The organism is Streptomyces solicavernae, assembly GCF_029968095.1.
Taxonomy (GTDB): Bacteria; Actinomycetota; Actinomycetes; order Streptomycetales; family Streptomycetaceae; genus Streptomyces; species Streptomyces solicavernae.
In genome coordinates, this window is record NZ_JASCIR010000055.1 from 1 (window position 1) to 20,101 (window position 20,101).

Sequence of the window (20,101 nt, forward strand, 5' to 3'; positions counted from 1 at the left end):
TCCCCACTTCCGGGGGGGGGGCGGGGCCGCGCGGGCGCCGCGGGGGCGCCCCCCCCCCCCCCGCCCCCCCGGGGGGGGGGGGCCCCCCGCGCCCCCCCCCCCGCGGCCCGGAGGAATTCCGCCGGGCCGCCGCACGTTGACGGTACGCACACCCCTGCCTCTGGAGGACCTGATGCTCTTCGGACGTACGCCCGTTCTGCCGACCCCCGAGGAGGCCCTGGCCGGCCGCCCCGAGCGGGCCTACGCGGTCCCCGAGCGGCACACGGTCCTGGGCAACCCGCTGCTCGGGCCGTACCCGGACCACCTGGAGGTGGCCGACTTCGCGCTCGGCTGCTTCTGGGGCGCGGAGCGCAAGTTCTGGCAGACCCCCGGAGTCTGGACCACGCTCGTCGGCTACCAGGGCGGCTTCACCCCCAACCCGACGTACGAGGAGGCCTGTTCGGGCCTGACCGGGCACACGGAGGGCGTCCGCGTCGTCTTCGACCCCTCGGTCGTCTCGTACGAGCAGCTCCTGAAGCTGTTCTGGGAGAGCCACGACCCGACGCAGGGCTTCCGCCAGGGCAACGACGTGGGCACGCAGTACCGCTCGGCGATCCACACGCACTCGCCGGAGCAGTCGGCCGCGGCGGAGTCCTCCCGGTCGGCCTACCAGCGGGTCCTCACGGGCTCGGGCCACGGCACGATCACGACGGAGATCCTTCCGGCGGAGGGGCGGCCGTTCTACGCGGCAGAGGGATACCACCAGCAGTACCTGGACAAGAACCCCGGCGGGTACTGCGGGATCGGCGGGACAGGGGTGTCCTGCCCGATCGGGGTGGCTCCGGCGGACGGGTGACCGCTGTGGTGACCGCTGTGGTGACCGCTGCCCCCGCCCTGGACGGCCGTGAACGGGCAGGATTCGAGAAGCGCGGGTGTCAGGCCCGTACCTAGCATGCGGGCATGGACATCACGATTCACACGAGCGTGCTGCCGCACACCGATCCCGAGGCCTCGGTCGGCTTCTATCGGGACGTTCTCGGCTTCGAGGTCCGCAGTGACGTGGGGCAGGGGCGGATGCGCTGGATCACGGTCGGCCCCGCCGGGCAGCCCGACACCAGCATCCTGCTCGCGCCGCCCGCCGCCGACCCCGGGATCACCGAGGACGAGCGGCGGACCATCGCCGAGATGATGGCGAAGGGCACGTACGGCTGGATCCTGCTCGCGGGCCGGGACCTCGACGGGGTGTTCGCGCAGGTGCGGGACGGCGGCGGCGAGGTCGTGCAGGAGCCCACGGAGCAGCCGTACGGCATCCGGGACTGCGCGTTCCGCGACCCCGCGGGAAATCTCATCCGGATCCAGGAACTCCGCTAGGGCCTGTCCAGGAGGCGCCCGATGTGTCACCCCTCCTGGGCGCGCGCACGCGTCACGGCGCAGCGCCTCGATGTGTTCGCGCGCCTGCGCCGCGTGCGGGACCGGATCGACCGGGAGTACGCGCGCCCCCTCGACGTCGACGCGCTCGCCCGCGCCGCCGGGATGTCCGCCGCGCAGCTGGGCCGGGAGTTCCGGGTGGCGTACGGGGTGTGCCCGTACGCGTACCTGCTGCTGCGGCGCGGCGGCGGCCTAGGAACCGCTGCCGTACGGCCGCGTGAGGATCTCCAGGTTGTGGCCGTTGGGGTCGGAGAAGTACGCGCCGCGGCCGCCGTCGTTGGTGTTGATCTCGCCGACGTGGCGGTGGCCGGGGTCCGCGTAGAACTCGACGCCCGCGGCCTGGATGCGGCCGAAGATCTCGGTGAACTCGCCCTCGGAGACGAGGAAGGCGTAGTGCTGCGAGGTGATCGGGCCGTCGCCCGCGTCCAGGTAGTCGAGCGTCACCCCGTTGGGGATCTGCACCGGGACGAACGGGCCGTAGGGCGGCCCGACTTCGAGTCCCAGCAGGTCGGCGAGGAAGGCGGCGGACGCCTTCTTGTCGTGGGCGGCGACGATGGTGTGGTTGAGCTCGATGGTCATCTCTGCACCTCCACGGAGAACGCTAGGGCGGAGCCCTCGCACCCACCATCAGGAATCAGGCCTAGGCCGCGGGGCGGAGAGGGTTTCCCCACTCCGCCCCTTGCCTCGTGCCCCGTAAGGGGCGCGGGGAACTGCGCGACCGGCCACGACGGCGCCACAGCCGAACAACGGAGCCGGGCCGAACAACGGAGCCGGGCCGAAGACGGAGCCGGGCCGAAGACGGAGCGGTGGCCGACTGCTCAGATCGTCGCAGCGTCGATCACGAACCGGTAGCGCACATCGCTCGCCAGGACCCGCTCGTACGCCTCGTTGATCTGGTCCGCGCGGATCAGCTCGATCTCCGCGCCCAGGCCGTGCGCGGCGCAGAAGTCCAGCATCTCCTGGGTCTCCGCGATGCCGCCGATCATCGAACCGGCGAGGGTCTTGCGGCCGCCGATCAGCGAGAACATGCTGAGCGCGTTGGGCTCCTCGGGGGCGCCCACGTTCACGAACGCGCCGTCCGTCTTGAGCAGGCGCAGATACGCGTCCAGATCGAGCGGCGCGGACACCGTGGAGACGATCAGGTCGAAGCGGCCGGCGAGCGCCTCGAACGTGGCCGGGTCGCTGGTGGCGTGGTAGTCGTCGGCGCCGAGGCGGAGCCCGTCGTCCTTCTTGCGGAGGGACTGGGAGAGGACGGTCACCTCAGCGCCGAGCGCGTGCGCGATCTTCACGCCCATGTGGCCGAGGCCGCCCAGACCCACGATGGCGACCTTCTTGCCGGGGCCCGCCTGCCAGTGGCGCAGCGGCGAGTAGAGCGTGATGCCGGCGCAGAGCAGCGGCGCGGCGATGTCGAGGGCGAGGCCGTCGGGGATGCGGAGGGTGTAGTTCTCGTCGACGACGATCTGCGTGGAGTAGCCGCCGTAGGTGGGCTCGCCGTCCTTGTCGAGCGCGTTGTACGTGCCGACGTTGCCCTGGGTGCAGTACTGCTCCAGGCCCTGCTCGCAGTACTCGCAGGCGCGGCAGGAGTCGACGAAGCAGCCGACGCCCACGTGGTCGCCGACGGCGTGCTTGGTGACGCCGGGGCCGACCGCCGAGACGACGCCGGCGATCTCGTGGCCGGGCACCATCGGGAAGATGCCCTCGCCCCAGCCGTCGGTGGCCTGGTGGATGTCCGAGTGGCAGATGCCCGCGTACTTGATGTCGATCAGTACGTCGAACTCGCCGACCGGGCGGCGCGGCACGGTGGTGCGCTCCAGCGGGGCCTTGGCGGCGGGGGCGGCGTACGCGGGAACGGAGGTGCTGGTTGTCATGGCGTCAAGCCTGCGGCTCCGCGCGCGGTCTGCCCAGGCCTCTGCTCTGCGTACGTCTGCGGTTCCTACCACTGGCAAGGACAGGCTCGTCCTCGTACGACCGCGAGGGGCGCGGGATACTGGCCGAATGTCCCCCATCGACATGTCCCCCATCGACGCCTCCGCCTCCGCCTCCACCTCCGCCTCCACCTCCGCCTCCGCCTCCCGGCCCGGCGCCCCGGCCGCGCCCGGGCCAAGCGCCCCGCAGCCGGCCAGGCACTCGGCGGAGTCGCAGCTCGGCGAGTTTCTGCGGACCCGCAGGGCGCGGCTGAAGCCGGCGGACGTGGGGCTGCCCGACTACGGCCGGCGGCGCCGGGTGCCGGGCCTGCGCCGGGAGGAGCTGGCGCAGCTCGCGGGCGTGTCGGTGGCGTACTACACGCGCCTTGAGCAGGGGCACGGGCAGAACGTGTCGGTGGAGGTCCTGGACGCGATCGCGCGGGCGCTGCAGCTGTCGGACACGGAGCACGGGCATCTCACGCACCTGGCCAAGCCGAAGCAGATCCGCAAGAAGAAGAAGCACTCGGCGCGGCCGCAGCAGGTGCGGGTCCAGCTGCAGCATCTGCTCGACGCGATGGAGGGCATTCCCGCGTACGTCCTGGGCCGCCGCCTCGACGTGATCGCGTGGAACCGGATGGCGTGCGCACTGGTCGGCGACTTCGCGGCGCAGCCGCCCGAGGAGCGCAACATGGCCCGGCACACGTTCCTGGACCCGGCGGCGCAGGAGCTGTACGGGGACTGGGAGGCGAAGGCCGTCGAGGTGGTGAGCGTGCTGCGCCTGGAGGCGGGCTGCTACCCGGACGATCCCCAACTCTCCTCGCTGGTCGGGGAGTTGTCGGTGAAGAGCGAGGACTTCCGGCGGCTGTGGGCGGCGCACACGGTGCAGAAGCGCGGCCACGGCACGAAGGTGCTCCGGCACCCGGTGGTGGGCGAGCTGACCCTCGCGTACGAGACGCTGACGCTGCCCGACAGCCACGACCAGCATCTGGTCACCTTCCACGCGGAGCCGGGCTCGGCGTCGGCGGAGGCGCTGCGGCTGCTGGGGTCGTGGAGCGCGCAGCCTGCGTGAGGCGTACGGAGGCTGCGTGAGATGTACGGAGGCTGCGTGAGATGTACGGAGCCTGCGTGAGGTGCACGGAGCTGGCGGCGTGAGCTGCACGGAGCTGGCGGCGTGAGGTGTACGGAGGCGGGCCCGCACCGGAGGTCGTTTCCGGTGCGGGCCCGCGTCGTACAGCAGCGATGGTCGTGCAGGTGCGAAAGTCGCACAGGCGCGAAACGGGTCAGACGGCGGAGCCGGCCTTCCACTCGGACCAGTCCATGTTCCAGCCGTTGAGGCCGTTGTCCGCGGTGATCGTCTTGTCCGGGGAGTTCTTGACGATCACGACGTCGCCGACCAGCGAGTTCTCGTAGAACCAGGCACCGGCGGTGTCCGGGTCGTCCGCGCCCTTGGTGTCGGAGAGGCCGATGCAGCCATGGCTGGTGTTGGCCGAGCCGAAGATCGACTTGGCGCCCCAGTAGTTGCCGTGGATGAACGTGCCGGACGTCGACAGGCGCATCGCGTGCGGGACGTCCTTGATGTCGTACTCGCCCTTGCCGTCGTCGTCGGTGAAGCCGACCGTCGCGCCGTTCATCCGGGTCTCCTTGAACTTCTCGGAGATCACCATCTGGCCGTTGTACGTGGGGTTCTCCGGGGAGCCCGCGGAGATCGGGATGGACTTGACGGTCTTGCCGTCCCGCTTGACCGTCATGGTCTTCGTCTTGGCGTCGACGGTGGAGACCTGGTTGCGGCCGATCTTGAAGGTCACGGACTTCTGCTGGACGCCGTAGACGCCGTCCGCGCCCTCGACGCCGTCGAGGTCCAGCTTGAGGGTCACGGTGGAGCCCTCCTGCCAGTAGTCCTCGGGGCGGAAGTCCAGGCGGTTGGCGTTGAACCAGTGGCCGACGACCTCCTGGCCGCTGCTGGAGCTGACCTCGATGCCCTTCTGGACGGCGACCTTGTCGGTGATCGCCTTGTCGAAGTTGATCGACACCGGCATGCCGACACCGACGGTCTTGCCGTTGTCCGGGGTGAAGTTGCCGATGAAGCTGTTGGCGGACGACACGGTCGTGAACTTGGCGTTCTCGTGCGCCTCGCGGCCCTTGCTGTCCTTCGCGACGGCGCTGACCTTGTACGTCGTACCGCGCTCCAGCTGGGCGTCGGGCTTCCAGCTCTTCTTGTCGGCGGCGAGGGTGCCCTCGACCTCGGTGCCCTCCGCGGTCTGCATCTCGACCTCGGTGAGGGTGCCGTCGCTGACGGTCACCTTGGCCGCGTTGTTGATGCTGGCCTTCTTCTCGCCGTTCTTGGGCGTGATCTTGATCTGCGCGGCCGAGGTCTCCTTGGCGGCGGCCTCGTCGGCCTGGCGCTGCGGCTTCTTACCGGCGTCGCCGGCCTCCCCGCCCTCGTCGCCGCCGCTGCAGGCAGAGAGCACCAGTACGCCACTGAGCAGGGCAGACGCGGCTATGAATCCCCTGCGCCGCTTCCGAGCCGTCATCACACGCTTCTCCATCGTTGCCGAATCCCCATGTCCCCTATGCCCCCTATGTCCCCGTACGGGAGCCCGCGGAGGCATTCCCGTCATGCATGAGAACACCCCTGGCGGTTCGTCCGGTTCCAGGTGTGCGGAAGATGTGGGGAAGGCCACGCGCGCGTATGCCCGTAACCCTGCCGTTTTTAGCAGTACGTGTGGGGGCGAGGGAACCCGGCCCGTTTCAGGGGCTCTCCGGCAGGGACTTCGCGCCCGCGCCGCCGTCCCCGTCCACGTCGTCGACCACGCCGTCGTCCCCGTCCCCGTCCCCGTCGTCGTCCCAGTCCGGCGCGTCCGGGTCAAAGTCGACCGGCTCGCTGCTCCACGACGCCTGGGCGAGCTCGACGCCCGGGACCTCGCCGACCAGGTCGAAGGGGTCGACCAGATACGCGAGGGCCTCCGCCCCGTCCTCCCGTACGGCCGACTCGGTGTGTGCCCGCTCCTCGTCGGACATGAACGCGTCACGTCCGATGCGGTCCAGAGCGGCGCCGGTGAGAGCGCCGGAGTCGGTGATGTCCAGGACGAGTTCGACCTTCAGCCGGACATAACGGGAGGTCTCAGCAGTGCTCATGGACGGAGAGTAAGCCCCGCCTCCACCCGGCTTTCCCGCGACCCGCGGCTTTCATTAGCATCAGCTCACACGGCCAAATCGCCAGCACACAAGGGGGATCGATCCCGTGTCCGCCGCACGCCGCTCGCTGCTCACCACCACCGCCGCGGCCTCCGTACTCGGTGCGCTGTGGTTCGTCCCCTCCGCGAACGCGACGGCCGACCGGCACGAGGAACGCCAGCGCACGGAGAAGGCCCCCGCCCACGCCGAGACCCGCCTCGCGGAGACCGGCTCGGTGAACACCACCCCGTACGTGGTCGGCGGGCTCCTCTTCCTCGGCGCGGGGGCGGGCTTCGTGGCGTACTCGGCCCGCCGGGCGCAGTTCTCCTAAGGGACGTCTCGCCTGGGGACGTCTCCCCTGGGGCTGTCTCCCCTGGGGGCCTCGCCCGGGGCGGGCCCCGCCTGGGGCGTCCTCCCTCTGGGGGCTCGCCCGAGCCGCGGGCCCTACGCCAGCGGTCCCGTCACCGACTCCGCCGCCGCGATCAGCGCGCCGCTGCGCACGAACTCCTCCGCCGCCGCCAGTTCCGGCGCCAAGTACCGGTCGGGGCCCGGGCCTTGGAGCCCGGCCACGCGTGCGGCCGCGATCACTGCGCGCGAGGCGGGCGCGGGTTCCAGGCCCGCGCGCAGCTCGACCGCGCGCGTCGCCGCGTACAGCTCGACGGCCAGGATCCGCGTCAGACTCCCCACCGCCGTACGGAGTTTGCGCGCCGCCGACCAGCCCATCGAGACGTGGTCCTCCTGCATCGCCGAGGACGGGATGGAGTCGGCCGACGCGGGCACCGCGAGCCGCTTCATCTCGCCGACCAGCGCGGCCTGCGTGTACTGGGCGATCATCAGGCCCGAGTCGACGCCCGCGTCGTCGGCGAGGAACGGCGGCAGGCCGTGCGAACGGCTCCGGTCGAGCAGCCGGTCCGTGCGCCGCTCGGCGATCGACCCGAGGTCGGCGGCGGCGACGGCGAGGAAGTCCAGTACGTACGCGAGCGGCGCCCCGTGAAAGTTCCCGTTGGACTCGACCCGGCCGTCGTGGAGTACGACGGGGTTGTCGATGTCCGCCGCCAGCTCCCGCTCCGCGACCGTACGGGCGTGTGCGAGCGTGTCCCGGCCCGCGCCCGCGACCTGCGGGGCGCACCGCACCGCGTAGGCGTCCTGGACGCGCGGCGCCTCGTCCTGGTGGTGTCCGGTGAGGCCCGAACCGGCAAGCACCTTCCGCATGTTGGCGGCCGCGGCGGCCTGGCCGGGGTGCGGGCGGACGGCGTGCAGCTCGGGCGCGAGGACCTGGTCGGTGCCCAGCAGGGCCTCCAGGGTGAGGGCGGCGGTGATGTCGGCGCTGCGGTAGAGCAGGTCCAGGTCGGCGAGGGCCAGGACCAGCATGCCGAGCATCCCGTCGGTGCCGTTGAGCAGCGCGAGGCCTTCCTTCTCGCGGAGTTCGACGGGTACGAGCCCGCGCTCGGCGAGGAGTCCGGCGGCGGGCCGCACCGTGCCGTCGGGGCCCTCCGCCTCGCCCTCGCCGATCAGCGTGAGGGCGCAGTGGGCGAGCGGTGCGAGGTCGCCGGAGCAGCCGAGCGAGCCGTACTCGGGGACGACCGGGGTGATGCCCGCGTTCAGCAGGGCGGCCAGGGACCGTGCGAGCTCGGGGCGGACGCCGGTGCGGCCGGAGCAGAGCGTCCTCAGGCGCAGGAACATCATGGCCCGGACGGCCTCGCGCTCCACGCGCGGGCCCAGGCCTGCGGCGTGCGAGCGGACGATGTTGCGCTGCAGCCGTGCGCGGAGGCCGGGGCCGATGTACCGGGTGGCGAGCGCGCCGAAGCCGGTGGAGACGCCGTACACCGGTCCCGGCTCGGCGGCGAGCGCGTCGACGATCCGCCGGGACGCGGCGAGCGCCGCCTCGGCCTCGTCCGACAGCTCGACCCGGGCGCCGTACCGGGCGACGGCGACGACGTCACCCGCGGTGACACCCGACACACCGAGCACCACACCCCCGCCGCCCCCGCCATCCCCTCCGGTACCTCCCGCACCCTCACCCCCCTCACGCCTCTCCACCCTCACCGCCCCCGGAACCGGCGTCGTTCGCCCTGGCGTGGGGTTGGGGCCGGCTCGTCGGCGAGGCGTACGACCGGGTCGTCCGGGCCCTCCCGCCCGGCCACCACGGGCTTGTCGGAGCGTGCGGCCTTGGCCCGGTACTGGGCGGCGTCCGCGAGCCGGAACAGGCGGCGGGCCGAGCGCACCGGGCCGATCGGGTCGCCGGTCGACGCCACCCCGCACGCGACGCCCTCACCGAGCTCCAACTCACCGCCTCGTACGCAGAGTTCACCGGCGACCCGGACCACGTCGTCCGCACTGGGACCGGTCGACAGGAGGCAGAACTCGTCGCCGCCGAGCCGGGCCGCGAGCGCGCCGGGAAGCATCGCGCCGCACAGCGAGAGCACCGAGCCGAACCGTTCGAGCAGCCGGTCGCCGACCGCGTGGCCCCGGGTGTCGTTGACCCGCTTGAGGCCGTTCAGATCGCAGACGACCAGCGAGACCACGACACCCTGCGGGTCCGCCCGGTGCCGCTCGATCGCCTCGTCCATGCGGGCGTCGACGGCACGGCGGTTGGCGAGGCCGGTCAGGGCGTCCGTGTACGCGAGCCTGCGGGCCTCCTCCAGCCGCTCGAACTGGGCGATCCCGGCGGCGATCACGGAGGCGAGGACGGTCGCGAAGTCCGCGTCCGGCCGCTGGAACTCCGCGGCGCCGAGCGGTCGTGCCACGTACAACTCGCCCCAGGCCCGCCCGTGCAGCACGATCGGCGCGACCACGCAGCTGCCCCGGCCGCGCCTGCGCAGCGCCGCGACCCTCCCCCAGCTGCCGCTGGAAGGTGCCTCCGGGCGCCAGTAGCCCGGCGTGCTGCCCCCGCCCGGTGTGCTGCCCCCGCCCGGCCCGCGCGCCGTCTCGACCCAGGCGTCCGGCTCGCCGCCCCCGGCCCAGCGCTCGTGCAGAAACTCGGTGATCTCCGGGAACTGGTGCACCGGGTACGCCTCGTCCTCCGGGAACTCATCCTCGTCCGGGGCCCGTTCGCCCGCGTTGACCAGAACCCGGAGGCGGCCGCGGTGCCGCTCCCACACCGAGAGCGCGGCGAAGCTCCCGCCCAGGGCCCGGCGTGCGCCCTGGGCGGCGGCCAGCCAGGACTCCCGCGGGGTGTGTGCGGCGGCCATGGCCTGCGCCAACGCGACGACGGCCCGCAGCCGGGCCTCTTCCTCAGCCATCTCCCCAGGCTAGGGAGTTTCCTCCCGCTTCGCCGCTTTCAGGCGGGTTACTCGGGGGGCACCGAAGGGGCGCGGGGTCGTGACATTTGCGGCTCCGGGCCATTCGCGGCTCCGCCGCGGGGCGCGCTCAGCCTCCCGCTGCCGGCAGCCGCCGCAAGAAGGCCCCCCGCCGCCATAAGACCGGTCGCACCGAGCCGGACGGCGTCCCACCGAGCCCCGGACACCGGCGAGAGCCGGACCACATGAGCCGGACCACATGAGTCAGGGCTACATGAGTCAGGGCTACATGAGTCAGGGCCACACCGGCTTCCGCTTCTCGTTGAACGCCGCAACCCCCTCCGCCCGGTCCCCCGAGAACGCCACCGCCCGCCACGCCGCGTCCTCCACATCGAGCCCCGACCGCAGGTCAAGCCCCTGACCGAGCCGCAGCGCACGCTTGGCCGCGCGCAGCCCCACCGGCGAGTTGCCGGCGATCCGGGTGGCCAGGGCCAGCGCCTCCTCCCGGTCCCGGCCCGCCTCGACCAGCTGGTCGACGAGGCCCAACTCCCGCGCCTCGTCCGCCTCCACGCGCCGCGCGCTGAACACCAGCTCGGCGGCGCGCGCGGCCCCGACCCGGCGCGGCAGGAGCTGCGTACCGCCGCCGCCGGGGATGACGCCGACGGACACCTCGGGCAGGCCGACCACGGCGGTGGCGTCGGCCACGATCAAGTCGCAGGCCAGGGCGAGTTCGAAGCCGCCGCCGAGGGCGAAGCCGTGCACGGCGGCGATGGTCGGCATGGGGAGTTCGAGCACGCCGGTGTAGGCGGCACGGGTGGTGGGCCGCTGGCGGACCAGCTCGGCGTCGGAGAAGGAGTTGCGCTCCTTCAGATCCGCGCCGACGCAGAAGGCCCGCTCGTGGGTGGAGGTGAGGACGGTGACGCGTACGTCCGGGTCGTCGCCGAGGGCGCGGCAGGCGGCACCGATGGAACGGGCCATCGCCGTGGACACGGCGTTCATAGCCTTCGGGCGGTCGAGCACGAACTCGGCCACGTACTCGTGCCGCCTCACGACGACGTGCTCCCCGAACCGCTGCTCTGACATGGCGCCTCCGCCCCTGGATCACACTGCTGGAATCAGACTGACCGATCACACTGCTGGATCCGACTGCTGGAACAGACTGACGGATCAGACTGCTGGATCCGACTGCTGGAACAGACTGACGGATCAGACTGCTGGATCAGCCGGTTAACGACCGTTACCAAGCGATCATGTCAGGCCGGGGCGGCCCCGCCAAGAGGCAACTTCCGCGCCTGTGGATAACCCGGGAAACCCGAGGTCAGCGCCGCCCTCAGTCGCGCCGCGACAGCAGCCAGGGCTCGATCATGCCGAGGCCGCGCACGGGCCGCTGCCACATCGGCTGCAGCCCGAAGCGGTACGCGACCGGCTCGGTGCCCTCCTTCTCGGCCCGCTCGGCCTCCGCGGCCGCCTCGGACTCGGAGGCGGGGGCGTCGCCGGTCCTGGTGAGCTCCTCGGCGAGGGCCCCGTCGACCAGGACGGCGTCCTTGGGCGCTATCGAGGTGAGCCGGCTGGCGAGGTTGACCGTCGTGCCGAACACGTCGCCCATGCGGGTCGTGACCGTGCCGAAGGCGATGCCGACGCGCAGCGCGGGCATCGTCTCGTCGTTGGCCATCGTCTCGATCAGGCGGAGCGAGATCTCGGCGGCCGTGCCCGCGTCGTCGGCGGCGAACAGGACCTCGTCGCCGAGGGTCTTGATGAGGCGGCCGCCGTGCGCGACGACGAGGTCGGCGGCGGTGGTCTCGAAGGCCTCGACGAGCTCGCCGAGCTCCTCCTCCTCCATGCGCCGGGTCAGCCGCGTGAATCCGACGAGGTCGGCGAAGCCGACGGCCAGGCGCCGGTCGACCATCTCCTCGTCGTCCCCGGCCTGCACGACCCGGCTGGTGGCGGCGGCGAGCTGGCGCCGCCAGACGTACACGAGGAACTCCTCCAGCTCCGGCAGCAGCAGCTCGACCAGCGGGTACGTCACCTCGGTGCGGGTCATGCCCGGCTCGGGCGGCTCGGTGAGGCCCTCCAGGAACGAGTCGATCTGCCACTCGGCCAGGCGGGCGGTGGTCTGCCCGGTGGAGCGGGCCACCTGCACGGCCATCGCCTCGCTGAGCAGGCCCGCCTCGACGAGGCCCGCGAGGCGCCGCAGGGCGAGCACGTCCGCCTCGGTGAGCGCCTTGGCCTGGCCGATGTCGGGGAAGCCCATGGCCCGCCAGAACCGGGACGCCAGCTCCATGGAGACGCCCGCCGTACGGGCCGCCTGGAAGGCCGTGTAACGCCGCTCGGCACCGAGGATCAGCTGTTCGAGCCGGAGGGCGAGCGGATCGTCCGCGTGATCGCCCGTGGCGTCGTCGGCAGCGCGGGGGGCGGGGTGGGTGCCCGTGCCTGCGCCCGAGTCGTCGACGGTCACTGCGTGTTGCCCTTCCGGTCTGTCGCGGTCTGATAACGACCGGGCCCCACGATACGGCAGGTGTGGGGTGCCTCACGTATGGCTGGGGATCCCGTCCGTCCCGGATTCGAGACGCTTGCCGCTGGGCACACTGCCCCGTCACCTCCGGCTCTCCGGCCACTCCGGCCACTCCGGCCACCCTGGCCGCTTCGGCCACCCCGGTCCCCTCGGCTGCTTCAACCACCCCTGGCCGCTTCGGCCACCCCGGCAACCCCGGCCACCCCGGCAACCCCGGCCACCCCGTCAACCCCGTCAACCCCGGCCCCAGGGGGCGCGGCGCCCGCCCCGCCCGCGCCCGCCCGCGCCCCCCGCCCGGGCTCACTCCGCCCGCACGTGCACCACATCCCCCGCCCCGACCGCCTCGCGGGAGCCGTCGGCGGTCGTGACGACCAGTCGGCCGTCCGCGTCCAGGGCGGTGGCCTCGCCGGTCAGGGTGCGGTCGCCGGGGAGTTCGGCGCGCACCCGGCGGCCGAGGGTCGCGCAGCCCGCCGCGTACGTCTCCTGCAGCCGGGACGCGGCCGGGTCGCCGCCCGCCGCACGCCAGTCGCCGTACCACTGCTCAAGGGAGCGGAGCACGGCGCGGACCAGCGGGTCGCGGTCGGTGGACTTGGCGCCGGCGAGGGCGAGGGAGCCCGCGCCGGGTACGGGGAGCTCGTCGGCGGTGAGCGTGATGTTGAGGCCGATGCCGAGGACCACCCCGGCCTCCTCGCCCGCGCCGGCCCGCTCGGCGAGGATGCCGCCCGCCTTGCGCTCCTCGCCCTCGACGGTGACGAGCAGGTCGTTGGGCCACTTCAGGGCGGTGTCGACGCCGGCGGTGCGGGAGAGCGCGGTGGCCGTGGCGACCCCGGCGAGCAGCGGCAGCCAGCCCCACCGCTCGACCGGCACCTCGCGCGGCTTGAGCAGGACGGAGAGGAAGATCCCGGAGCGCGCGGGCGCCGACCAGCTGCGGTCCAGGCGGCCGCGGCCCGCGGTCTGCTTCTCGGCGATCAGGACGGCGCCCTCGGGGTCGTCCACGGCCCGGGCGGCGAGGTCGACGTTGGTGGAGCCGGTGCTGGACACGACGTCGAGCACGGTCCACAGTCCGCCGGGCCGGACCAGCGCCCGGCGCAGCGAAGCGGCGCTCAGCGGCGGCCGGTCCAGGTCGGACCAGGGGCCGGAGCCGGAGTCGCGGCCGGAGCCGAAACCGGAGCCGGAGCCGAGGCCGGATTCGGCGTTCGCACCGGCGACCGGCGTGGGGTTCGCGGCGGGCTCGTGCGCAGATCCTGAGGACTTCGATGGCGTCATGCAAGACAGCCTAGGTGTGGTAAATGCCGCACTGCCGAGGCGTGCCCGCGCCATTACGCTACGGATCAGTAGCCGCCGAGTCCCACCCGCAGCCGCCGAGTCCCACCCGCGCACGTCCCCCAACCCGTGACCAGCCAGGGAGCCGCACCCCCGATGTCCGAGCCGGAAGCGCAGAGCGCCATCGACATCCACACCACCGCAGGCAAGATCGCGGATCTGCAGCGTCGCATCGAAGAGGCGACGCACGCCGGTTCGGCGCGGGCCGTGGAAAAACAGCACGCCAAAGGCAAGTTGACGGCGCGTGAGCGCATCGGCCTGCTCCTGGACGAGGGTTCGTTCGTCGAGCTGGACGAGTTCGCCCGGCACCGCTCGACCTCCTTCGGCCTGGACGCCAACAAGCCGTACGGCGACGGCGTCGTGACCGGGTACGGCACGGTCGACGGCCGCCCGGTGGCCGTGTTCTCGCAGGACTTCACGGTCTTCGGCGGGGCCCTCGGCGAGGTCTTCGGGCAGAAGATCATGAAGGTCATGGACTTCGCCCTGAAGACGGGCTGCCCGGTCGTCGGCATCAACGACTCCGGCGGCGCCCGCATCCAGGAGGGCGTCATGGCCCTCGGCATGTACGGCGAGATCTTCCGCCGCAACACCCATGCGTCGGGCGTGATTCCGCAGATCAGCCTGGTCGTCGGCCCGTGCGCGGGCGGCGCGGTGTACTCCCCGGCGATCACCGACTTCACGGTGATGGTCGACCAGACCTCGCACATGTTCATCACCGGGCCCGACGTCATCAAGACCGTCACCGGCGAGGACGTCGGCTTCGAGGAGCTGGGCGGAGCCCGTACGCACAACTCCGCCTCGGGCGTGGCCCATCACATGGCCGGGGACGAGAAGGACGCGATCGAGTACGTCAAGTCGCTGCTCTCGTACCTGCCGTCGAACAACCTCTCCGAGCCGCCCGCCTTCCCGGAGGAGGCGGACCTGGAGACGAACGACGAGGACCGCGAGCTGGACACGCTGATCCCGGACAGCGCGAACCAGCCGTACGACATGCACACGGTCGTCGAACACGTCCTGGACGACGGGGAGTTCTTCGAGACGCAGGCGCTGTTCGCGCCGAACATCGTGACCGGCTTCGGCCGGGTCGAGGGCCACCCGGTGGGCATCGTCGCCAATCAGCCGATGCAGTTCGCGGGCTGCCTGGACATCGACGCCTCCGAGAAGGCCGCGCGCTTCGTGCGCACCTGCGACGCGTTCAACGTCCCGGTGCTGACCTTCGTCGACGTGCCGGGCTTCCTGCCGGGCGTCGAGCAGGAGCACACCGGCATCATCCGCCGCGGCGCCAAGCTGATCTACGCGTACGCGGAGGCCACGGTCCCGCTGATCACGATCATCACGCGCAAGGCGTTCGGCGGCGCGTACGACGTGATGGGCTCCAAGCACCTCGGCGCCGACCTGAATCTCGCCTGGCCGACGGCGCAGATCGCGGTGATGGGCGCGCAGGGCGCGGTGAACATCCTGCACCGCCGCACGATCGCGGAGACCGCGGAGTCCGACCGCGAGGACGTCCGGGAGCAGCTGATCCAGGAGTACGAGGACACGCTCCTGAACCCGTACACGGCCGCCGAGCGCGGATACATCGACGCCGTGGTGATGCCGTCCGAGACGCGCCGCCAGATCGTCCGCGGGCTGCGCACGCTGCGCACCAAGCGGGAGTCCCTGCCGCCGAAGAAGCACGGCAACATTCCCCTGTAGGCCTGGAGGAGGACCGATGATCAAGGTCGTACGGGGCAATCCGACCCCGGAGGAGCTGGCCGCCGCACTGGCGGTGGTCCAGGCCCGCACCGCGGCGCTCGCGTCCGCGGTGCAGGGCTCGGCGCCCGCGCCCGCGGACGCGTGGTCCGACCCGGCGCGGGTGGCCCGCCACCGGCTGCCGCAGCCGGGGCCGCAGACCTGGGCCCGCACGTACTGGCCCGGCTAGGGCCTGTCCGGCTCGGGCCTGTCCGGCGGATCTTCGCGGGACAGACCCTGGGCAACCCGTCTCCATCGCCGGAGGGGCTGAACATCAGCCCCTCCGGCGTTGTGGGTGAGTGCTCAACTGAGTACGCGTACTCAGGCGCCCGCACCCCCGCAGCCGGGACCATCGACCTCATGCTCTGGTCCGACCCGAAAGACGAGCCACCGGAGGAACTCCGGGAAACCCAGGCGATGTTGAGGCGCGCCGGGCTCGTCCTCGCGCTCGCGATGATCCTGGCGATGCTCGTGCTCGGAGCCCCCTGACCGCGCCCGCGCGCACCACGGCCCGCGGCGCCCGGCGCAACCATCGGGCCGTACCCTTCGTCCTACTTCCTCGGAATGGATTGATCGAAAGGGTTCGGTAGCCGGTGAACAGACCTCTGCGGCACATTGCCGTGTTCTGCGGGCTGCTCGTGCTCGCACTGCTGATACGCGCCAACTGGATCCAGTACGCGCAGAGCGACCCGCTCGCCAAGCACGAGAAGAACCGCCGCGTCTCCATCGAGCGGTACGCGAAGCCGCGCGGCGACATCATCGTCGACGGCAAGCGGATCACCGGGTCCAAGGCGGTCGAGGGCACCGACTTCAAGTACAAGCGGACCTTCAAGGACGGCCCGATGTACGCGGCCGTCACCGGCTACGCCTCCCAGGCCTTCGGCGCCAACCAGCTGGAGGCCCTCAACGACGAACTGCTCTCCGGCACCGACGACCGGCTGTTCCTGAAGAACACGCTCAACATGTTCACCAACGAGGAACAGCGCGGCGGCGACGTCGTCACCACCATCGACCCGGACGCGCAGAAGGCCGCGTACGAGGGCCTGGGCGACCTCAAGGGCGGCGTCGCGGCGCTCGACCCGGACACCGGCCGGGTCCTCGCCCTCGTCTCCACCCCCTCGTACGACCCCTCCACCTTCGCGGGCATGTCCGCGAAGGACGCGAAGGCCTGGCAGAAGCTCAACAAGGACGAGGACAAGCCGCTGCGGAACCGTGCTCTCAAGGAGACGTACGCCCCCGGCTCGACCTTCAAGGTGCTCACCGCGGCCGCCGCCATCGAGTCCGGCCGGGTCACCGACATCAACGCCCCCACGGACACCCCCGAGCCGTGGATGCTGCCCGACACCAGGACCGAGCTGCCGAACCTGAACAAGAGCGGCGTGTGCGAGAACGCCTCGCTCAAGGTCGCCATGCAGTACTCCTGCAACACCGTCTTCGCCAAGCTCGCCGCCGAGATCGGCGCGGACGAGATGCGCGCGACCGCCGAGAAGTTCGGCTTCAACAACCCGAAGCTGGACATTCCGGTACGGGCCGGCAAGTCCGTCTACCCGACCGACATCAACAGGCCGCAGACCGCCCTCACCGGCATCGGCCAGGGCTCCCTGACCGCCAGCCCGCTGCAGATCGCCATGATCGCCTCCGCCATCGCCAACGACGGCAAGCTGATGAAGCCGCACATGATCGACGAGCTGCGCGGCCCCGACCTGGGCACCTTGGAGAAGACCGAGCCGAAGGAGATGGCGCAGCCGATCTCGGCCGAGACCGCGGACAAGGTCCGCGAGGCCATGGTCTTCACCGCCGAACAGGGCTCGGGCAAGCCCGCCCTGATCGACGGCATCGAGGTCGGCGCCAAGACCGGCACGGCCCAGCACGGCGTCGACAACAAGCTGCCGCCGTACGCCTGGTTCATCTCGTACGGGAAGAACGCCGAGGGCAAGAAGGTCGCCGTGGCCGTCTTCGTGGACCCGGGACAGGACATCCCGCGCGACCAGATCGCGGGCGGCAAGCTGGGCGGGCCGATCGCCAAGGCCGTCATGGAGGCGGTCCTGAAGAAGGGCTGACCCACCCGCCGAGGCCCGCCTCGGACCGGACACCGCCCACCTCGGACCGGACACCGCCCACCTCGGACCGGACACCGCCCTCCTCGGACCGCGCGGCGCCCCACGGACCCTCTCGCTCGGGGAGGGGCTCGTGGGGCGTTCGTCGTCTTTGGGGGCAGGGGCCCGTGAAGCGTTCGCCCGTTCGTGGCTACGCTCTCCCCATGACCGATCAGCGCCGCCGCCTCGTCCTCGCCTCCCAGTCCCCCGCCCGGCTCGGGCTCCTGCGTCAGGCGGGGATCGAGCCCGAGGTGATCGTCAGCGGGGTGGACGAGGACGCGCTGACCGCACCCACCCCGGGCGAGCTGGCCCGGGTCCTCGCCGAGGCCAAGGCGGCGGCGGTCGCCGGGCGCGCGGAGGCCGCGGGCGCCCTGGTCGTCGGCTGCGACTCGGTGCTCGAACTCGACGGCGCGGCGCTCGGCAAGCCCGCCGACGCCGAGGAGGCCACCGCCCGCTGGAAGGCGATGCGCGGCCGCGCGGGCGTCCTGCAGACCGGCCACTGCGTGATCGACACGGCCACCGGACGCCGCACCTCCGCCACCGCGTCCACCACGGTCCGCTTCGGGGAGCCGTCCGACGCGGAGATCGCCGCGTACGTCGCGAGCGGCGAACCCCTGTACGTGGCAGGGGCGTTCACGCTCGACGGCCGCTCGGCGCCGTTCGTCGACGGCATCGAGGGCGACCACGGCAACGTCATCGGCCTCAGCCTGCCGCTGCTCCGCAGGCTGCTCGCCGAGCTCGGCGTCGGCATCACCGAGCTGTGGAGCCCGGCCGCCTGAGCGGGCACCCCGGCGGCCTCCCTGTCCGGCGCCGGATACCATCCTCGGGCCATACGCATCGCACGTTCCGGGGGAGAAGATGAGCAACTCGTTCGGCCCGCCCGAGGGCCAGTTCGGCCCGGCGCAGGGCCCGCCGGGACCGCCCCAGGGTCCGCCGCCGGGCGGCTCCGGCTTCGGACCGCCACAGGGCCCGCCACAGGGCCCGCCGCAGGGATCTCCGCAGGGCCCGCCCCAAGGGCCGCCTCCCGGTGGGCCGTTCGGGCCGCAGGGCCAGGGGCCGTTCCCGCCCCCGCCGCCGCGCGGCAACAACGGCTCCACGACCGCGATCGTCCTGGCCATCGTCGGCGTCCTGGTCCTCGCCCTGATCGCCGCCGTCGTCTTCTTCCTCGTCCCCAACCCCTTCGGCGGCGACAGCGACGACAAGTCCTCCGACTCCCCCGGCGTCTCCGCCGCGCCCACCGACGGCTCCTCCGGCTCCGGCGGCGTCGACTCCCAGCCCGGCGCGGACGCCACCACGGCCGCCCCCGACCCCACCGAGAGCGCCTTCAAGGACGTCACCTCCGGCGACTGCCTGCCCCTGTGGGACACCGGCCACGGCGGTACGAGCACCCTCGACTGGAGCTCCGAGACGCCCCCGGACCCGGTCTCCTGCAAGAGCGAGGACGCCCTCGTCCAGGTCACCGGCACCACCGGCGGCTGCGACAGCGGCACCAACCAGGCCACCTGGACGTACAGCTCGCCCACCTCCGGCGAGACCACCCAGCTCTGCCTCACGCGGATCTACCACAAGGGCGGCTGCTTCCTCGCCAACCAGGCGAACAACAAGATCACCGGCATGGGCCCGATGACCGCGGTCGACTGCACCGCCGAGAAGGTGCCCAGCGCGTACAACCAGATCATGCACATCACGGGCGTCTACAACACGTCCAAGGGCACGGACGCCAGCCTCTGCCGACGCGTGCAGAACGACCGGACGACGTACTGGTCCTGGACCGTCGACAACGGCGACACGCTGCTCTGCACGATGGTCTACCAGGGCTGAGCCTGCCTGCCGGGGCTGAACTGGCCTACCAGGGCTGAGCCTGCTCTCCCACCCGGGTTGACCGGAGCGGTTTCCGCTCAGGCGGGGCTCGGGCCGTTCGCGGCGGCGGTCGTCGGCGTACCGTCCGAGCCCTGCTCGCCCTCCTCCCGCGCGTGCTCCCCGTACGCGACCAGGGTCAGGACGAGCAGCCCGAGTACGGCCATCAGGAACGCGAAGGCCGGCCAGCCCGCCAGGCCCACCGAGAGCGCGCCGAGCACGGCGTGCAGCACCGCCGCCGAGATCAGCACGGTGCGGCCGAGCCCGCCGGGGGCCCGGTCCCGCAGCCCGGTACGGAGCAGCACCCCGGCGCACAGCAGCAGATAGAGCCCGATCAGGCCGCCCGCCACCCAGGAACCCACGGTCATCGCATGCGGATCGAGACCGGCCAGGGACATCTGCTGGTTGTCCACGACCACACCGAGGAACCAGTTCAGCCACGCGAGGCCGACCGCCTCCACGACGAGCACGAGCGCGGCCACCAGGGCCACCGGTCTGCGCGCCACGGCGCCCCACCCACTTCCCCACGCCGTTACCCCCGGTAGGTCCGAGGGCACCACGAACGCTACTAACGGGTATACGACGGGACAAGACTCCGCGGCGAGGCAAAGATTGCCACCCCCGTTCGTAGGGACTCCACAAAGAATCCCGAGCGGCCACTGCCCCCGCAGACAGAGACCTGCGCCACACCGTCCCGTTACTGTGCGGTTCACGATCCCGTCGTACCGTGGTGCGACAAGGGATTTCGCGACTCAAGCACCCCTCGAATAACGCTCCGTGTGGGCAAGCTCACCATAGGGGACGGGTCGATTGGTCGTGTCGGCAGTCCCTAAACTCAGCTTGTTTCAAGGAGGGAGC

The 20,101-nt window shown here is 72.0% G+C and carries 20 protein-coding genes and 1 pseudogene; 11 read left to right on the forward strand and 10 right to left on the reverse strand.

Features of this window, described 5'->3' with window-relative positions; genetic code table 11:
• Window positions 1–169 precede the first annotated feature (169 nt).
• The 3 genes and pseudogenes from msrA to QIS99_RS30920 form a co-directional block, all read left to right on the forward strand.
• Window positions 170–835 carry a peptide-methionine (S)-S-oxide reductase MsrA gene (gene msrA, locus QIS99_RS30910; RefSeq protein ID WP_282517077.1) on the forward strand — a complete coding sequence of 222 codons (666 nt, stop codon included), beginning with the start codon at window positions 170–172 and terminating at the stop codon, window positions 833–835.
• Between the two features lie 104 nt (window positions 836–939).
• On the forward strand, window positions 940–1,350 hold the full coding sequence (locus QIS99_RS30915; protein ID WP_282517058.1) for a VOC family protein: 411 nt from the start codon (window positions 940–942) through the stop codon (window positions 1,348–1,350).
• A gap of 21 nt (window positions 1,351–1,371) precedes the next feature.
• Window positions 1,372–1,650: pseudogene (locus QIS99_RS30920) on the forward strand (AraC family transcriptional regulator); the annotation flags it as partial.
• Here QIS99_RS30920 and QIS99_RS30925 read toward each other — a convergent pair.
• Together QIS99_RS30925 and QIS99_RS30930 are read right to left on the reverse strand one after the other, a co-directional pair.
• Window positions 1,600–1,986, reverse strand: a complete 387-nt coding sequence (locus tag QIS99_RS30925) for a VOC family protein (RefSeq protein WP_282517059.1) — start codon at window positions 1,984–1,986, stop codon at window positions 1,600–1,602. The pseudogene QIS99_RS30920 and the gene QIS99_RS30925 overlap by 51 nt on opposite strands.
• 239 nt (window positions 1,987–2,225) lie before the next feature.
• Complete coding sequence (locus QIS99_RS30930; protein WP_282517060.1) at window positions 2,226–3,275, reverse strand: NAD(P)-dependent alcohol dehydrogenase; 1,050 nt, start codon at window positions 3,273–3,275, stop codon at window positions 2,226–2,228.
• Between the two features lie 127 nt (window positions 3,276–3,402).
• On the opposite strand from QIS99_RS30930, the gene QIS99_RS30935 reads away from it, so the two are divergent.
• Complete coding sequence (locus QIS99_RS30935; RefSeq protein ID WP_282517061.1) at window positions 3,403–4,380, forward strand: helix-turn-helix transcriptional regulator; 978 nt, start codon at window positions 3,403–3,405, stop codon at window positions 4,378–4,380.
• Between the two features lie 211 nt (window positions 4,381–4,591).
• On the opposite strand, the gene QIS99_RS30940 is transcribed toward QIS99_RS30935, so the two are convergent.
• Both QIS99_RS30940 and QIS99_RS30945 read right to left on the reverse strand, forming a co-directional pair.
• Complete coding sequence (locus tag QIS99_RS30940) at window positions 4,592–5,857, reverse strand: L,D-transpeptidase (RefSeq protein WP_282517062.1); 1,266 nt, start codon at window positions 5,855–5,857, stop codon at window positions 4,592–4,594.
• Between the two features lie 202 nt (window positions 5,858–6,059).
• Window positions 6,060–6,446 carry a hypothetical protein gene (locus tag QIS99_RS30945; protein ID WP_282517063.1) on the reverse strand — a complete coding sequence of 129 codons (387 nt, stop codon included), beginning with the start codon at window positions 6,444–6,446 and terminating at the stop codon, window positions 6,060–6,062.
• A 106-nt stretch (window positions 6,447–6,552) separates the two neighbouring features.
• Here QIS99_RS30945 and QIS99_RS30950 point away from each other — a divergent pair, with 106 nt between their 5' ends.
• The gene (locus QIS99_RS30950; RefSeq protein ID WP_282517064.1) at window positions 6,553–6,816 is read left to right on the forward strand and encodes an LPXTG cell wall anchor domain-containing protein; all 264 of its coding nucleotides are present in this window, start codon (window positions 6,553–6,555) and stop codon (window positions 6,814–6,816) included.
• A 113-nt stretch (window positions 6,817–6,929) separates the two neighbouring features.
• Here QIS99_RS30950 and hutH read toward each other — a convergent pair whose 3' ends face one another.
• From hutH to QIS99_RS30975, 5 genes are all read right to left on the reverse strand, one after another.
• Window positions 6,930–8,459, reverse strand: coding sequence for a histidine ammonia-lyase (hutH, locus tag QIS99_RS30955; protein ID WP_282517065.1), 1,530 nt, complete (start codon window positions 8,457–8,459; stop codon window positions 6,930–6,932).
• A gap of 68 nt (window positions 8,460–8,527) precedes the next feature.
• The gene (locus tag QIS99_RS30960) at window positions 8,528–9,727 is read right to left on the reverse strand and encodes a GGDEF domain-containing protein (RefSeq protein ID WP_282517066.1); all 1,200 of its coding nucleotides are present in this window, start codon (window positions 9,725–9,727) and stop codon (window positions 8,528–8,530) included.
• A gap of 291 nt (window positions 9,728–10,018) precedes the next feature.
• Entirely contained in the window at window positions 10,019–10,807 is a 789-nt protein-coding gene (locus QIS99_RS30965; RefSeq protein ID WP_282517067.1) for an enoyl-CoA hydratase/isomerase family protein, read from the reverse strand.
• A gap of 247 nt (window positions 10,808–11,054) precedes the next feature.
• Complete coding sequence (locus QIS99_RS30970) at window positions 11,055–12,179, reverse strand: adenylate/guanylate cyclase domain-containing protein (RefSeq protein WP_282517068.1); 1,125 nt, start codon at window positions 12,177–12,179, stop codon at window positions 11,055–11,057.
• A gap of 357 nt (window positions 12,180–12,536) precedes the next feature.
• Entirely contained in the window at window positions 12,537–13,502 is a 966-nt protein-coding gene (locus QIS99_RS30975) for a biotin--[acetyl-CoA-carboxylase] ligase (protein ID WP_282517069.1), read from the reverse strand.
• Window positions 13,503–13,655: 153 nt separating this feature from the next.
• Between QIS99_RS30975 and QIS99_RS30980 the strand changes: the two genes are divergently transcribed.
• From QIS99_RS30980 to QIS99_RS31005, 6 genes are all read left to right on the forward strand, one after another.
• Window positions 13,656–15,254: an acyl-CoA carboxylase subunit beta gene (locus QIS99_RS30980; protein ID WP_282517070.1), complete on the forward strand. Its 1,599-nt coding sequence runs from the start codon at window positions 13,656–13,658 to the stop codon at window positions 15,252–15,254.
• Between the two features lie 16 nt (window positions 15,255–15,270).
• Complete coding sequence (locus tag QIS99_RS30985; protein ID WP_282517071.1) at window positions 15,271–15,480, forward strand: acyl-CoA carboxylase epsilon subunit; 210 nt, start codon at window positions 15,271–15,273, stop codon at window positions 15,478–15,480.
• 170 nt (window positions 15,481–15,650) lie between these two features.
• Window positions 15,651–15,779 carry a morphogenic membrane protein MmpB gene (gene mmpB, locus QIS99_RS30990; protein ID WP_282517072.1) on the forward strand — a complete coding sequence of 43 codons (129 nt, stop codon included), beginning with the start codon at window positions 15,651–15,653 and terminating at the stop codon, window positions 15,777–15,779.
• Window positions 15,780–15,883: 104 nt separating this feature from the next.
• Window positions 15,884–17,350, forward strand: a complete 1,467-nt coding sequence (locus tag QIS99_RS30995; protein WP_282517073.1) for a peptidoglycan D,D-transpeptidase FtsI family protein — start codon at window positions 15,884–15,886, stop codon at window positions 17,348–17,350.
• Window positions 17,351–17,550: 200 nt separating this feature from the next.
• Window positions 17,551–18,165, forward strand: a complete 615-nt coding sequence (locus QIS99_RS31000) for a Maf family protein (RefSeq protein ID WP_282517074.1) — start codon at window positions 17,551–17,553, stop codon at window positions 18,163–18,165.
• A gap of 79 nt (window positions 18,166–18,244) precedes the next feature.
• A complete protein-coding gene (locus tag QIS99_RS31005; RefSeq protein WP_282517075.1) occupies window positions 18,245–19,207 on the forward strand; it encodes a hypothetical protein in 963 nt (320 codons plus the stop codon).
• A 77-nt stretch (window positions 19,208–19,284) separates the two neighbouring features.
• Here QIS99_RS31005 and QIS99_RS31010 read toward each other — a convergent pair whose 3' ends face one another.
• Window positions 19,285–19,749, reverse strand: a complete 465-nt coding sequence (locus QIS99_RS31010) for a hypothetical protein (protein WP_282517076.1) — start codon at window positions 19,747–19,749, stop codon at window positions 19,285–19,287.
• Window positions 19,750–20,101: the final 352 nt, after the last annotated feature.